Origin of the sequence: Enterobacter cloacae complex sp. 2021EL-01169, assembly GCF_020733125.1 — a bacterium.
GTDB lineage: Bacteria > Pseudomonadota > Gammaproteobacteria > Enterobacterales > Enterobacteriaceae > Enterobacter > Enterobacter roggenkampii.
In genome coordinates this window covers 89,989-104,850 of the sequence record NZ_JAJFTC010000004.1, presented here as the reverse complement: position 1 = coordinate 104,850, position 14,862 = coordinate 89,989, and the positions used below count along the sequence as shown (strand labels likewise).

11 protein-coding genes are annotated in these 14,862 nt (G+C 60.2%); 8 read left to right on the top strand and 3 right to left on the bottom strand.

All coding sequences use genetic code 11. The annotated features are described in order from the left end of the window. Positions 1-4: 4 nt before the first annotated feature. The 3 genes from LLF79_RS13530 to ppsA form a co-directional block, all read right to left on the bottom strand. Complete coding sequence (locus LLF79_RS13530; RefSeq protein WP_227879635.1) at positions 5-2,380, bottom strand: glycoside hydrolase family 3 N-terminal domain-containing protein; 2,376 nt, start codon at positions 2,378-2,380, stop codon at positions 5-7. 3 nt (positions 2,381-2,383) lie between these two features. Beyond that, a complete protein-coding gene (locus tag LLF79_RS13525; RefSeq protein ID WP_021241098.1) occupies positions 2,384-3,784 on the bottom strand; it encodes an MFS transporter in 1,401 nt (466 codons plus the stop codon). Positions 3,785-4,018: 234 nt separating this feature from the next. After that, positions 4,019-6,397, bottom strand: a complete 2,379-nt coding sequence (gene ppsA, locus LLF79_RS13520; RefSeq protein ID WP_045415087.1) for a phosphoenolpyruvate synthase — start codon at positions 6,395-6,397, stop codon at positions 4,019-4,021. A gap of 335 nt (positions 6,398-6,732) precedes the next feature. Between ppsA and ppsR the strand changes: the two genes are divergently transcribed. From ppsR to LLF79_RS13480, 8 genes are all read left to right on the top strand, one after another. Then, positions 6,733-7,566, top strand: a complete 834-nt coding sequence (gene ppsR, locus LLF79_RS13515) for a posphoenolpyruvate synthetase regulatory kinase/phosphorylase PpsR (protein WP_008500644.1) — start codon at positions 6,733-6,735, stop codon at positions 7,564-7,566. 152 nt (positions 7,567-7,718) lie between these two features. Further along, positions 7,719-8,765 carry a 3-deoxy-7-phosphoheptulonate synthase AroH gene (aroH, locus tag LLF79_RS13510; RefSeq protein WP_227879634.1) on the top strand — a complete coding sequence of 349 codons (1,047 nt, stop codon included), beginning with the start codon at positions 7,719-7,721 and terminating at the stop codon, positions 8,763-8,765. 198 nt (positions 8,766-8,963) lie between these two features. Beyond that, positions 8,964-9,146, top strand: a complete 183-nt coding sequence (gene hemP / locus LLF79_RS13505; RefSeq protein WP_021241095.1) for a hemin uptake protein HemP — start codon at positions 8,964-8,966, stop codon at positions 9,144-9,146. Positions 9,147-9,218: 72 nt separating this feature from the next. Beyond that, positions 9,219-11,201, top strand: coding sequence for a TonB-dependent hemoglobin/transferrin/lactoferrin family receptor (locus tag LLF79_RS13500; RefSeq protein ID WP_227879633.1), 1,983 nt, complete (start codon positions 9,219-9,221; stop codon positions 11,199-11,201). A gap of 35 nt (positions 11,202-11,236) precedes the next feature. Continuing rightward, positions 11,237-12,265 (top strand): hemin-degrading factor, encoded by a 1,029-nt coding sequence (locus LLF79_RS13495; RefSeq protein WP_227879632.1) that lies wholly within the window; start codon positions 11,237-11,239, stop codon positions 12,263-12,265. Continuing rightward, positions 12,262-13,083, top strand: coding sequence for a hemin ABC transporter substrate-binding protein (locus LLF79_RS13490; RefSeq protein ID WP_227879630.1), 822 nt, complete (start codon positions 12,262-12,264; stop codon positions 13,081-13,083). Before LLF79_RS13495 ends, LLF79_RS13490 begins: the two co-directional genes overlap by 4 nt. Continuing rightward, positions 13,083-14,075 (top strand): iron ABC transporter permease, encoded by a 993-nt coding sequence (locus tag LLF79_RS13485; RefSeq protein ID WP_227879629.1) that lies wholly within the window; start codon positions 13,083-13,085, stop codon positions 14,073-14,075. The genes LLF79_RS13490 and LLF79_RS13485 overlap by 1 nt, the downstream gene beginning before the upstream one ends. Beyond that, positions 14,068-14,847 (top strand): heme ABC transporter ATP-binding protein, encoded by a 780-nt coding sequence (locus LLF79_RS13480; protein ID WP_023343942.1) that lies wholly within the window; start codon positions 14,068-14,070, stop codon positions 14,845-14,847. The genes LLF79_RS13485 and LLF79_RS13480 overlap by 8 nt, the downstream gene beginning before the upstream one ends. Positions 14,848-14,862: the final 15 nt, after the last annotated feature.

The window sequence follows — 14,862 nt, the reverse complement described above, 5'->3', positions numbered from 1 at the left end:
CTGACTACGCGCGCGTAACCTCACAGGTACTGAGCATCCGCCACTCGGCAGGCAGCACCCGCGTTTCCCCGGTCACATTGACCGTCACCACCTGGCGGATATCCGCCGACGATGCGCCAACCTGCAGTTCAAACTCGCCCGGCTCAACGATGCGTTTCCCGTCGCGACGGGTGAAGTTGAACATCTCCACCGGCAGCGTAAAGCTGAGCGTGGCGGTTTCGCCCGGCGAGAGCGTGACGCGCTGGAAGGCCTTCAGCTCCTGAAGCGGACGTACCTGGGTGGCGACCTTATCCCTGACGTAAACCTGCACCACCTCGCTGCCGCTGCGCTCTCCGGTATTGGTAATATCCACGCTCAGCGTCACCTCGCCGTCGACCGGCACGCTGCTTGCAGCGACGCGGGCAGCATTCCAGCGAAACGTCGTCCAGCCGAGGCCGAAGCCAAACGGATAACGTGAACCGAAGTGGAACGCAAACGGCGTGCCCCCGCTTTTGAGCTTGTGATTGTAGTAATACGGCATGGCCCCGGCGCTTTTCGGCACGCTCACCACCAGACGCCCCTGCGGCTCTGCACGTCCCGTTAACACGTCCGCAATGGCCCAGCCCCCTTCCTGCCCCGGTGCCCAGGCCACGATCAGCGCGGCCACCTTGTCCTCCAGGCCCTGAAGAGTGTAAGGACGCCCGCCGGTCATCACGACAATCACCGGTTTGCCCGTCGCCACCAGCGCCTCCAGCAGCTGTTGCTGCACGCCCGGCAGATTCAGTGAGTCGGTGTCGGAACCTTCCCCCACGGTACCGCTCTGGAACAGCCCGGCGAGATCGCCCACGCAGGCCACCACCACGTCACTCTCCTGCGCGGCGTTGACAGCCTCGGGGATAAGGGCGGTGCTTTGCGATACCGGCGACTGCTGCATCGGCTTGCCGCCGCTGTCGCCCGGGAAGACCGGCGCACCCGCCATCCGTTTCTCGATGATGTGACACCCTTTGGCGTAACGGACCTGAGACGCGCCGAGGTAGTGTTCCAGCGCCGCGCGCGGGGTCGTCACCTGCGAGGTCTCCTCAACCATATCGCTGATGATCAGATGCACCGGGAAGCTGTAGCCGCTGAGCAACGCCAGCGGATCGTCTGCCGTCGGTCCCACAAGCGCCACGCGGGGCTTACCATTTAGCGGCAGAATGCCGTTGTTTTCCAGCAGCGTGATCGATTTTGTCGCCACCTCCCGCGCCACCTGGCGGGTCATCTCATTTTGCAGATCGATGCCGTTTTCATCGGCATACGGGTTCTCAAACAGGCCGAGACGGAATTTTTCGGTCAGCACACGGCCCACAATCTCATCCACTTTCGCCATAGAGATCAGCCCGCGCTCAACGGCGTCTGCCAGATGCCGCGCGCAGTCATCTTTCGGCAGCTCGACGTCCAGCCCGGCGTTGAAGGCCAGCGCGGCGGATTCGGCCGCATCGTGGGAAATGCCGTGATGCTGGTGCAGCAGGCTGACGCCGCCGTAGTCCGCCACAATAATGCCGTCGAAGCCCCACTGTTCGCGCAGGACGGTGGTCAGCAGGAAGCTGTCGCTGTGCCCCGGCTGGTTATCGATGTCGTGGTAGGCGGGCATGACCGAACCGGCGTTTGCCAGCTTGACCGCCATTTCAAACGGCAGCAGGAAGGTGTCGTTCAGCTCGCTAAAGCCCAGATGCACCGGGGCGTGGTTGCGCGCTCCTTCGCTGAACGAGTGGCCCACGTAGTGCTTGAGCGTCGCCAGCAGGTCGCGCTTACCGCCCTGTAAGCCCTTCACGTAGGCGGTCGCCATCACGCCCACCAGCCAGGGATCTTCCCCGAAGGTCTCTTCGGTTCGCCCCCAGCGCACGTCGCGGGAAACGTCCAGCACCGGCGCCAGCCCCTGCTGGCAGCCGACGGATCGCGCCTCTTTGCCAATCTGCTCTGCCGCGCGCTGCACCAGTTCCGGATCCCAGGTCGAACCGTAGTTCAGCGACGACGGGAACAGCGTGGCGTCTTTGCACAGCAGCCCCACCAGGCACTCTTCATGGAACAGGGCCGGAATGCCGAGGCGCGTCTCCTCCATCATCATGCGCTGCAGGCGGTTAGCGGCGCGCACGCCAGTTTTCGCGTCAACGATATGGGTACCCAGCGGACGGGTGATCTGCCCGACGCCCAGCTTCAGCCGTTCGCTCAGTGCAGCCTGCTCGCTCACGCCGGCGAATTCGTCGCTCAGATCGCTGCGCTCGCGGTGGTTGCCGTTTTCATCGAGGATCAGCCAGTACGCATGCATCTGGGCGAACTTCTCTTCCGGGGTCATACGCGCCAGTAAATCGGCGACGCGCTCGTGCACGGGACGTCCCGCGTCCTTATAGATAGCTGTCATGTTTTACTCCTGTAGTGCGGAAGGGGTTGCCGGGCTGAGCGGCCCTGCTTCGGGTCTCACCTCACGCTTGCTGGCCAGCTCCCGGGCGATGGAATCCACCAGCCGGCTGTTAAGCTTGTAGATTGAAAGCAGCGCGACCATGCAGAGGAACAGCGCGCAAGGGATAAGGGTGAACAGGGCGTTGATCGTAGAGAGCACGTGCGGCGCCTGGGCTGCCTGTCCCGGGGCGTAATCCACCATGCCAAGCACCCAGCCGACGACCGCCCCACCCAGCGCCAGCCCAAATTTGATGGCAAACAGCGCGGTAGAGAAAACCAGCCCGTCCAGGCGGCGGCCGCTGCGATGCTCTTCGTAATCGACCACATCGGAGAACATGGTCCACTGCAGCGGCGTGGTGAGGTTTTGCACAAAGCTAAAGACAATGTTGAGGCCAAAAATCAGCCACACCTGCGAAGGCGGCAGGAAGAAAATCAGCGCCCCGAAAATGACGAAGGAAATAATGGTCCACTGGTAGGCGCGCACGCGGTCAAATTTCCCCAGCAGCCGTTCAGATAATAGTGCGCCGCTTAAGGAGGCGACCATTCCGGAAACAATAAAGGCAAAAACCAGCTCCGGGCGCAACAGCACATAGTTCACGTAATACATCGTGGCGGAACCGCGCGTTACCACCGCCGTTAACAGCAAAATATTAAACAGGAACACAATGCGCCACTGGCTGTTTCCGGCCAGCAGTTTTAAATCGGTGAGCATCGAGCCGGAAGTATCACTGCGCGGAGAATAACGCTCGCGGGTCATCAGGAAGCAGCAGAAAAACAGCACAATGCCCAGCAGCCCCATCAGACTCATGGCGTAGAAATAGCCTTTCTGCACGTTGCCCTGGCCTAACAATGAGACCAGCGGCAGGGCAATCACCGTCACAATCAACCCGCCGATAAACGACAGGCCAAAGCGCCACGACTGCAGGGAGTGACGCTCGCGCGGATCCAGCGTCAGCGCACCGGGCATGGCGCAGTAAGGCACGTTAATGGCGGAGTAAATCAGGCTTAAGATCGCGTAGGTCAGGCAGGCATAAATAATTTTCGCCGTCGGCCCCACGTCCGGTACATAGAAAGTAATGAGGCAGCTTACGCCAAACGGAATGGCAAACCACAGCAGCCAGGGACGGAAACGGCCGTGGCGCGTTTGAGTGCGATCCACCAGCGCGCCAATGCACGGGTCGACAAACGCATCGACCACGCGCACCACTAAAAACATGGTGCCCATGATTGCGGCGGGCAGCCCAAAAACGTCCGTATAGAAATAGGCGAGAAATAACGTTGCCGTTTGCCAGACCAGCGCGCTGGCCATATCACCTAAGCCATAACCTATTTTATCTTTGGTACGCAATACAGAGGAGAGTGTCATTGTTATTTGCCTTTTTATCAGGTTAAAACGTATTTCAACCAGTTGCGCATCATCTGAAGGGAAATGCGCATGTAAGGCTCAAGTATTAGCAACGGTTTGCGCGCTAACAATTGTCTAAATTGACAGGCAAATTATGATATTTAGTTTTTTACTTTATTTGTGATGGGGAGCATATTCGGGCGGAAATAAAAAAGGCGAGGAATAATATCCTCGCCTTTTCGGGTCAGCGTGGCGTTACTTGTTCAGTTCCGCCAGGCTCAGCCAGGTTTGCACCACGGTGTCCGGGTTCAGGGACAGGCTATCGATCCCCTCCTCCATCAGCCAGGCGGCAAAGTCTTCATGGTCGGATGGCCCCTGACCACAAATCCCGACGTATTTGCCCTGCTTCTTCGCCGCGCGGATGGACAGGGAGAGCAATGCTTTCACCGCCTCGTTGCGCTCGTCGAACAGCTCGGAAACCACGCCGGAGTCACGGTCCAGACCCAGCGTCAGCTGCGTCATGTCGTTCGAGCCGATAGAGAAGCCGTCGAAGTGCTCCAGGAACTGCTCGGCCAGCAGGGCGTTGGACGGGATTTCGCACATCATGATGATCTTCAGCCCGTTCTCGCCGCGCTTCAGACCCTGACGCGCCAGTTCGTCCACCACCGCTTTCGCCTGATCCACGGTACGCACAAACGGGATCATGATTTCGACGTTGGTCAGCCCCATGTCGTTGCGCACGCGCTTCACCGCATCACATTCCAGCGCGAAGCAGTCGCGGAAGCTGTCGGACACGTAGCGTCCGGCCCCGCGGAAGCCCAGCATTGGGTTCTCTTCTTCCGGCTCGTAGCGCTCGCCGCCCACCAGGTTGGCGTATTCGTTAGACTTAAAGTCAGACAGGCGCACAATCACGCGTTTCGGATAGAAGGCGGCACCCAGCGTCGCGATCCCTTCGGTCAGACGGCCGACGTAGAACTCTTTCGGCGAGTCGTAGCCTTTCATCATCTCGCGGATTTCGTTCTGCAGCTTCGGCTCCTGGTCGTCAAACTCCAGCAGCGCACGCGGGTGAACGCCGATCATACGGTTGATGATAAATTCCAGACGCGCCAGGCCTACGCCTTCGTTCGGCAGGCAGGCGAAGTCGAACGCGCGGTCCGGGTTGCCGACGTTCATCATGATCTTCAGCGGCAGGTCCGGCATGGTATCCACGCTGGAGCTCTTCACGCTGAAGTCGAGAATATCGGCGTACACGTAGCCGGTATCGCCTTCGGCACAGGAGACGGTCACGTTCTGCCCGTCCTTCATGCGCTCGGTGGCGTCACCGCAGCCGACAACCGCAGGAATCCCCAGCTCGCGGGCGATGATCGCCGCGTGACAGGTACGGCCGCCGCGGTTGGTGACGATAGCCGCCGCTTTCTTCATGATCGGTTCCCAGTCCGGGTCGGTCATGTCGGTCACCAGCACGTCGCCCGGCTCAATACGGTTCATCTCGCTGATGTCGTGGATCACCTTCACCGGACCGGCACCGATGCGGTGACCGATGGCACGGCCTTCCGCCACGATTTTGCCCTGGGCGTGCAGCGTGTAACGCTCCATCACCTGGCCGCGTGAGCGGACGGTTTCCGGGCGCGCCTGCACGATAAACAGCTTGCCGGTATTCCCGTCTTTCGCCCATTCGATATCCATCGGACGGCCGTAGTGTTTTTCGATCTGCACCGCCTGCTTCGCCAGCTCCTGCACTTCGGCGTCGGTCAGGGAGAAGCGGTCGCGCAGCTCCTGCGGTACATCTTCAATTTTGACCTGCTTGCCATGCTCCTGGGTCGGGGCATAGATCATGCGGATTTTTTTCGAGCCCATGGTGCGGCGCACCACCGCCGGGCGGCCAGCGGCCAGCGTAGGCTTGTGAACGTAGAATTCGTCAGGGTTTACCGCACCCTGCACGACCATCTCACCCAGCCCCCACGCGGAGGTGATGAACACCACCTGGTCGAAGCCGGATTCGGTATCAATGGAGAACATCACGCCGGATGAGCCCACGTCCGAGCGCACCATGCGCTGCACGCCAGCGGAGAGCGCCACGCCGCGATGGTCATAGCCCTGATGCACGCGATAGGAGATGGCGCGGTCGTTGAACAGGGAAGCAAACACGTGCTTCACCGCCACCAGCACCGCATCGTAACCCTGGACGTTCAGGAAGGTTTCCTGCTGCCCGGCAAACGAGGCGTCCGGCATGTCTTCTGCGGTGGCAGAGGAGCGCACGGCAAAGGAGGCCTGCGCATCGTCAGCGGAGAGCTGGTTGTACGCGTCGTGAATGGCTTTTTCCAGTTCCGGCTGGAAAGGTGTGTCGATGATCCACTGGCGGATCTGCGCCCCGGCTTTCGCAAGCTCGGTCACGTCATCAATATCCGTTTTATCCAGCAGGTCGTAAATGCGCTGGTTAACACCGCTCTGGTCTAAAAACAGGTTAAAGGCATCGGCGGTGGTGGCAAACCCGTTCGGTACGGAGACACCCATACCCGACAGGTTTGTAATCATTTCACCCAGGGAGGCATTTTTGCCCCCAACTCTGTCTACATCATTCATGCCGAGTTGGTTATACCAAAGCACCAGCGGTGACGAGCCATTGTTGGACATCGAAACAATCCTTTTGTGATATTTGATCGGAGTAAGAAACACCTGACTACGTATTTATACTGGCATAATTATTTCCGCTAAAAAAACGGTGAATCGTGTAAGCAATTTAAATTTTCAACTTTTCGGATACTTTCCCATCAACGATTAACCCGATGATTCCTCTATATTCAGCCAGAAACCCCAAAAATAAAGTCGCTATTTGAAAAATGAAATCCACTTTTCAGGAAAATCAAAAACAGCGTTTCATTCATAATTAGGATAAGTTCTTTGCTGTGTAAATTACTTTTTTAATTTATGCTTTCAGACAATTACGTCTGATATTCAGGGTGGGTAAAATGGATAGTGCTGTCGATCGTCACGTTTTTTATATTTCTGATGGTACGGCGATCACCGCCGAGGTGCTGGGCCACGCGGTGATGTCGCAGTTTCCCGTATCGATCAACAGCATTACGCTGCCTTTTGTCGAAAATGAGAGCCGCGCCAAAGCGGTGAAGGACCAGATCGACGCCATTTACCAGCAGACCGGCGTCCGCCCGCTGGTGTTCTACTCCATTGTGATCCCCGAGATTCGCGCCATCATTCTGCAGAGTGAAGGCTTCTGCCAGGATATCGTGCAGGCGCTGGTGGCTCCGCTGCAAAGCGAGCTGAAGCTCGACCCAACGCCTATCGCCCACCGTACCCACGGGCTGAACCCCGGCAACCTGACCAAGTATGATGCCCGTATCGCCGCCATTGACTATACCCTCGCGCACGACGACGGCATCTCGCTGCGTAATCTCGACCAGGCGCAGGTGATCCTGCTTGGCGTGTCGCGCTGCGGCAAAACGCCGACCAGCCTCTACCTGGCGATGCAGTTCGGCATTCGCGCCGCCAACTACCCGTTCATTGCTGACGATATGGATAACCTGGTGCTGCCCGCCGCCCTGAAGCCACTGCAGCACAAGCTGTTCGGGCTGACCATTAATCCGGAGCGCCTTGCCGCCATCCGCGAAGAGCGCCGCGAGAACAGCCGCTACGCCTCCATGCGCCAGTGCCGGATGGAGGTCTCCGAAGTGGAAGCCCTGTACCGCAAAAATCAGATCCCGTGGCTGAACAGCACCAACTACTCTGTGGAAGAAATTGCCACCAAAATTCTCGACATCATGGGGCTTAATCGCCGCATGTACTAATATGCTAGTACATTAGCTCAGAATCAGGTATCATCATCGGCAACCACGGGGCTACGTCGCCCCGAACTTGAAATCAGCAGGGATTGGTTTAAGGTGATGCCCATCACTTCCCGGTAGTCTGCCGATGAAGCAAAAATTTTCTGAGACATTCCATGAATAAAACCGATGAACTCCGCACTGCGCGCATTGACAGCCTGGTCACGCCGGCTGAACTGGCCCAGCGGCATCCTGTTTCCGCGGCCGTTGCGGAACACGTGACGGCCTCCCGCCGCCGCATTGAAAAAATCCTCAATGGTGAAGACAAGCGTCTTCTGGTACTGATTGGTCCCTGCTCCATCCACGATCTGGATGCCGCGATGGATTATGCAAAACGGCTTCAGGGCCTGCGGGATAAGTACCAGCATCGCCTTGAGATTGTGATGCGAACCTACTTTGAAAAACCGCGTACCGTGGTGGGCTGGAAAGGACTGATTTCCGACCCTGACCTCAACGGCAGCTATCGCGTGAACCACGGCATCGAGCTGGCGCGGAAGCTGCTTTTGCAGGTCAACGAGCTGGGCGTGCCGACCGCCACCGAGTTCCTTGATATGGTGACCGGGCAGTTTATCGCCGATCTGATCAGCTGGGGCGCGATTGGCGCACGCACCACCGAGAGCCAAATCCACCGCGAGATGGCCTCCGCCCTCTCCTGTCCGGTCGGCTTTAAAAACGGGACCGATGGCAATACCCGTATTGCGGTTGATGCCATCCGCGCGGCCCGTGCCAGCCACATGTTCCTGTCGCCGGACAAGAGCGGTCACATGACCATCTACCAGACCAGCGGTAACCCGTACGGGCATATCATTATGCGCGGCGGGAAGAAGCCCAATTATCATGCACAAGATATTGCTGCGGCCTGTGAAACGCTGGCGGAATTCGACCTGCCGGAACATCTGGTGGTGGACTTCAGCCACGGCAACTGCCAGAAGCAGCATCGCCGCCAGCTGGACGTCTGCGATGAGATCTGCCAGCAGATCCGCAGCGGTTCAACCGCCGTTGCAGGGATTATGGCGGAGAGCTTTATCAAAGAAGGCACGCAGAAAATCGTTGCTGGCCAGCAGATGGTGTACGGCCAGTCGATCACCGACCCGTGCCTGAGCTGGGAAGACAGCGAGCTGCTGCTGGAGAAGCTGGCTGCAGCCGTGGACACGCGCTTTTAACATCCTGCCGGGGGGCGGCTTCGCCTTACCCGGCCTACGATTCGTGCCGTTGTAGGCCCGGTAAGGCGAAGCCGCCACCGGGCTTTTAATTGCACAATATTGATCCTCTCACCCTTTTTTCACAAAAACGCTTGCCGTAAATTTGCAGTTTATTGATAATGATTATCATTGTTACATTGATTGTTATTTATAAACATTATGTCACGTACGGATAACAGCGCGGCAACGCCAGCAAAAACAGACACAGCACCAGCCCCTACCGAGCGTCGGATTGACAGCAAAACCCTGCTCGGCGATGCGGGGCGGGTCATTATCGAGCATGACGGCCAGCGCTATCTGCTGCGCCAGACCCATGCCGGAAAACTGATCCTCACAAAATAAACCAAAAACTTCGCCAGCCACCCAGGTGATCCCCAGGCAGCCAGCGCTTTCGATTCTTTATGGAGAGTTGCTATGCCACACCTGCCTTCCGCGTCTTTACGCCCGTCACTTCTGGCGCTGGCGATTGTCAGCACCCTGCCGGGCGTCGCGTTTGCTGCCGCAGATGAAATGACCGTCACCGCCACGGGCAACGCCCGCAGCGCCTTTGAAGCCCCCATGATGGTGAGCGTGATTGACGCCAGCGCGCCGGAGAAACAAACCGCCAGCTCGGCGGCCGACCTGCTGCGTAACGTTCCCGGCCTGACGCTGGACGGCACCGGGCGCACCAACGGGCAGGACGTGAACCTGCGCGGCTACGATCGTCGCGGCGTGCTGGTGCTGGTTGACGGCGTGCGTCAGGGCACCGACACCGGCCACCTGAACAGCACGTTCCTCGATCCGGCGCTGATTAAACGTATTGAAGTGATTCGCGGCCCGTCGGCCCTGCTGTACGGCAGCGGCGCGCTGGGCGGCGTGATTTCCTATGACACCGTCGATGCAAAAGACCTGCTGGAAACGGGTAAAAACAGCGGTTATCGTGTGTTTGGTACGGGGGCGACAGGCGATCACAGTCTTGGGATGGGGGCCAGCGCCTATGGCCGCACCGACACGCTGGACGGTCTGGTGGCCTGGTCCAGCCGGGATCGCGGTGATATCCGCCAGAGCGACGGAGCAACCGCCCCTAACGACGAGTCCATCAATAACATGCTGGCGAAAGGCAGCTGGAAAATCGACCCGGCCCAGACCCTGAGCGGCGCCCTGCGCTACTACAACAATGATGCTCAGGAACCAAAAAACCCGCAAACCACCGGGGCGGACAGCAGTAACCCGATGACCGATCGCTCCACCATCCAGCGTGACGCGCAGGTGGGCTACCGCATCGCCCCGGAAGGTAACGACTGGCTGAACGCCGACGCGAAGGTCTACTGGTCCGAAGCGCGCATTAATGCCCAGAATATCGACAACAGCGGTGAGTTCCGCAAGCAGACCACCAAAGGCGGCAAGGTGGAAAACCGCACCCGCCTGTTCAGCGACACGTTTGCAGCACATCTGCTGACCTACGGTGGGGAATACTACCGTCAGGAGCAGCATCCGGGCGGCGCGACCACCGGCTTCCCGGAGGCGAAAATCGACTTCAGCTCCGGCTGGCTGCAGGATGAGATCACCCTGCGCGATCTGCCGGTCACCCTGCTGGGCGGTACGCGCTATGACAACTACCGCGGCAGCAGCAATGGCTACGACGACGTGGATGCCGATAAATGGTCCTCCCGCGCCGGGTTGACCGTCAGCCCGACCGACTGGCTGATGCTGTTTGGCTCATACGCGCAGGCGTTCCGCGCGCCCACTATGGGCGAGATGTACAACGACGCCAAACACTTCTCTATTGGCCGCTTCTATACCAACTACTGGGTGCCAAACCCGAACCTGCGCCCGGAAACCAACGAAACGCAGGAGTTTGGGTTCGGTCTGCGCTTTGACGATCTGCTGCTTGCCAACGATGCGCTGGAGTTTAAAGCCAGCTATTTCGATACCAAAGCTAAAGACTATATCTCCACCACCGTCAATTTTGCCGCCGCGACCACCATGTCTTATAACGTTCCGAACGCCAAAATCTGGGGCTGGGACATGATGGCAAAATACTCTGCCGACCTCTTCAACCTCGACCTGGCCTATAACCGCACGCGCGGGAAAGACACCGATACGGGCGAGTACATCTCCAGCATCAACCCGGATACCGTCACCAGCAAGCTGGACATTCCGGTGGCGCAGAGCGGTTTTTCCGTCGGCTGGATTGGCACCTTTGTCGATCGCTCAACGCATATCAGCAGCAGCTACAGCAAGCAGCCGGGCTACGCGGTCAATGACTTCTACGTCAGCTATAAGGGCCAGGAGCAGCTCAAAGGCGTGACCACGACGCTGGTGCTCGGCAACGCCTTTGACAAAGAATACTGGTCACCTCAGGGCATTCCGCAGGACGGCCGTAACGGCAAGATTTTCGTAAGCTATCAGTGGTAATTCCCGTCGGGGCAACTCTTCAGAAGGATAAGAAAATGAATCACTACACGCGCTGGCTTGAGCTGAAAGAAGACAATCCGGGTAAGTACGCGCGCGACATCGCAGGGTTAATGAATATCAGCGAAGCAGAGCTGACCTTTGCCCGCGTGGGTCACGACGCCTGGCGACTGCGCGGTGAGATCCGCGAGATCCTGGGCGCGCTGGAGGCGGTGGGTGAAACCAGGTGCATCTGCCGCAACGACTACGCCGTTCACGAGCAGGTCGGAAGCTTCACCAACCAGCACCTGAACGGCCATGCCGGGCTGGTGCTGAACCCGCGCGCGCTGGATCTGCGCCTGTTCCTCAACCAGTGGGCAAGCGCGTTTCACATCAGTGAAGCCACCGCCCGCGGCGAGCGGCAGAGCATTCAGTTCTTCGACCACCAGGGCGATGCCCTGCTGAAGGTCTACGCCACGGATAACACCGACATTTCCGCCTGGGGCGACGTGCTGACTCGCTTTATCATTGCCGATAATCCATCGCTGGCGTTGAAGAAGCCCGATATGCCTGCTCACGCGGAAAATGCGCAAGCTGCGCTCGTGGACAACGAGTGGCGCGCCATGACCGACGTGCACCAGTTCTTCAGCCTCCTCAAACGCCATAACCTAAGTCGCCAGCAGGCGTTTCGCCTGGTCGGGGACGATCTGGCCTGCCGGGTAGAGAACAGCGCGCTGGCGCAGCTGCTGGAGACGGCGCGCCGGGATGGCAATGAAATCATGGTCTTCGTCGGCAACCGCGGCTGCGTACAGATTTTCACCGGCGTGGTGGAAAAGCTGGCGCCGATGAAAGGCTGGCTGAACATCTTCAACTCAACCTTTACCCTGCACCTGCTTGAAGACGCCATTGCGGAGACGTGGGTCACGCGCAAACCAACCGCTGACGGGCACGTCACCAGCCTGGAGCTGTTTGCCGCCGACGGGACGCAAATCGCCCAGCTGTACGGCCAGCGCACCGAAGGCGAGCCGGAGCAGAGCCAGTGGCGCAGCCAGATAGACGCCCTGACGGCGAAAGGGCTGGCCGCATGAAACGGTGGCTTGTCCTGTTCAGCGCCCTGCCCCTGCTGGCGTTTGCTGCGCCGCAGGAGAAAATCGTCACGCTCGGCGGCGACGTCACCGAGATTGTCTACGCCCTCGGCGCGTCGTCTTCCCTGGTGGCCCGCGACGGCACCAGCCAGTGGCCGCAGGCGGCGAACGTGCTGCCGGACGTGGGCTATCTGCGCCAGCTCAACGCGGAAGGGATCTTGTCCATGCGCCCCACGCTGGTGCTGGCCAGCGCCCAGGCGCAGCCCTCTCTGGCGCTAAAGCAGGTTGAGCAAAGCCACGTCAGGGTGATCGAAATACCTGCTGGTAACGACCTGAGCATCATTGACGAAAAGGTGCGGATCGTGGCGGAAGCGACGCACCGGGAGGCCGAGGGGGAAGCCCTGCGCGGCAAGCTGCGTCAGGCGCTGTCAACCCTGCCCACATCGCCGCTCAACAAACGGGTGCTGTTTATTCTCAACCACGGCGGGATGACCGCGATGGCTGCCGGACAACAGACCGGCGCGGACGCGGCCATTCGCGCGGCGGGGCTGCAGAATGCGATGCAGGGGTTCACCCGCTATCAGCCGCTGTCTCAGGAAGGGGTGATTGCCAGCCGGCCCGATCTGGTGGTGATTTCGCAGGACGGCATCAACGCCCTGGGTGGGGAAGCGAATCTGTGGACGCTGCCCGGGCTGGCGCAAACCCCGGCAGGACGCAATAAGCAGGTGCTAGCGATTGATGATATGGCGCTGCTGGGCTTTAGCGTGCGAACGCCGGAAGCCATCCGGCAGCTGCGTACCAAAGCGGAGCAACTGCCCTGATGTCCCGGCGAGTCGCCCTGTCATTGTGGATGCTGGCCGCGCTGCTGGTCGTCACGACGCTGACGGCCAGCGGTATTGGCGCGCTGCGCCTGCCGATCAACCTGCTGTGGAACGGCACCGACGAGGCCCTGCGTCAGATCTGGCTGACGATCCGCCTGCCACGCGTGCTGCTGGCGCTGGCGATCGGCGGTTCGCTGGCGCTCGCGGGCTGCGTGATGCAGGGGCTGTTCCGCAACCCGCTGGCGGACCCGGGCCTGCTCGGCATCAGCAGCGGCGCGGCACTTGCCGTCGCGCTGTGGGTGGTGCTTCCGCTCTCGCTGCCTGCACTGGTGATGCTGTATGCCCCGATGCTGGCGGCGTTTCTCGGCGCGCTGGCCGCCACCTCCGTGATTTTCCTGCTCAGCCGTCAGCGTGACGCTTCCCTGTCGCGCCTGCTGCTGGTGGGCATTGCCATCAACGCCCTGTGCGGTGCGGCCGTCGGCGTGCTGTCATGGCTCAGCAATGATGCCCAGCTTCGCCAGCTTTCACTCTGGGGAATGGGCAGCCTCGGCCAGGCGCAGTGGTCGACGCTGCTGGCCGTCGCGTCGCTGATGATCCCCACCGTACTGATTATCTGGCGCCTGGCAGGGCCCCTCAACCTGCTGCAGCTGGGCGACGAAGAGGCGCACTATCTCGGCGTGGAGGTGGCCGCCGTGCAGCGGATCCTGCTGCTGTGCAGCGCCCTGCTGGTGGCTGCCGCCGTTGCGGTCAGCGGCGTGATCGGTTTTGTCGGCCTGGTGGTGCCGCACCTGGTGCGGATGTGGCTGGGAGCCGACCATCGGGCCACGCTCCCCGGCTCGGTGCTGGCCGGTGCGCTGCTCCTGCTGATAGCCGACACGCTGGCGCGCAGCGTGGTCGCTCCGGCGGAAATGCCGGTTGGCTTATTGACCAGCCTTCTCGGCGCGCCGTGGTTCCTGTGGCTGATCTTTCGTCGTGGAGGTACGCATGGCTGAACGCTATTGTGCAGAAAACCTTGTTTTTCGCGCCGGGCAACGCACGCTGATTAACGACGTGTCGCTGACCTTATCTCAGGGCGAGCTGGTGGCGTTGATTGGCCCCAACGGTGCCGGGAAATCGACGCTGTTGCGACTGCTTACCGGCTATCTTAAACCTGCAGGGGGACGGTGCAGCCTGGCGGGCACACCGCTTGCGGCCTGGCAGCCGGAAAGGCTCTCCCGCTACCGGGCGGTGATGCGCCAGAGCACGCAGCTCGGATTTGACTGGCCGGTTGAGGCGGTGGTCGGTATGGGGCGTGCGCCCTGGACCCGCACGCCAGAAGCGTCGGTGATCGAGGAGGTGATGGCCATCACCGGCTGTTTACCGCTGGCGGGCAGGCAGTTTGCTGCGCTCTCCGGCGGCGAGCAGCAGCGCGTTCAGCTCGCCCGCGCGCTGGCTCAGCTCTGGTGCGACGGGGCGCCGCGCGGCTGGCTGTTTCTTGATGAACCGACGTCCGCGCTGGATCTCTATCACCAGCAGCATCTGCTGCGCCTGCTGAAATCCCTGACCAGCCGGGGACATCTGCACGTGTGCGCGGTGCTGCACGACCTCAACCTGGCAGCGCTGTGGGCGGATCGCATCCTGCTCCTGCACAGCGGCAGGATCGTGTCCCAGGGAGAACCGGAAACCGTTTTGCAGGCCGATGCGCTGGCGCGCTGGTACGGCGCACAGGTTCACGTCGGCAGGCATCCGGCTCACGCCGTGCCGCAGGTGTTTCTCGCCCCCTGACTGGTCCGGATTCTG

Bases quoted from the DNA above. Each gene is read 5' to 3' on its own strand.
- ppsA (WP_045415087.1), bottom strand. From the start codon at position 6,397: ATGTCCAACAATGGCTCGTCACCGCTGGTGCTTTGGTATAACCAACTC.
- ppsR (WP_008500644.1), top strand. From the start codon at position 6,733: ATGGATAGTGCTGTCGATCGTCACGTTTTTTATATTTCTGATGGTACG.
- aroH (WP_227879634.1), top strand. From the start codon at position 7,719: ATGAATAAAACCGATGAACTCCGCACTGCGCGCATTGACAGCCTGGTC.
- hemP (WP_021241095.1), top strand. From the start codon at position 8,964: ATGTCACGTACGGATAACAGCGCGGCAACGCCAGCAAAAACAGACACA.
- LLF79_RS13525 (WP_021241098.1), bottom strand. From the start codon at position 3,784: ATGACACTCTCCTCTGTATTGCGTACCAAAGATAAAATAGGTTATGGC.
- LLF79_RS13485 (WP_227879629.1), top strand. From the start codon at position 13,083: ATGTCCCGGCGAGTCGCCCTGTCATTGTGGATGCTGGCCGCGCTGCTG.
- LLF79_RS13500 (WP_227879633.1), top strand. From the start codon at position 9,219: ATGCCACACCTGCCTTCCGCGTCTTTACGCCCGTCACTTCTGGCGCTG.
- LLF79_RS13480 (WP_023343942.1), top strand. From the start codon at position 14,068: ATGGCTGAACGCTATTGTGCAGAAAACCTTGTTTTTCGCGCCGGGCAA.
- LLF79_RS13490 (WP_227879630.1), top strand. From the start codon at position 12,262: ATGAAACGGTGGCTTGTCCTGTTCAGCGCCCTGCCCCTGCTGGCGTTT.
- LLF79_RS13495 (WP_227879632.1), top strand. From the start codon at position 11,237: ATGAATCACTACACGCGCTGGCTTGAGCTGAAAGAAGACAATCCGGGT.
- LLF79_RS13530 (WP_227879635.1), bottom strand. From the start codon at position 2,380: ATGACAGCTATCTATAAGGACGCGGGACGTCCCGTGCACGAGCGCGTC.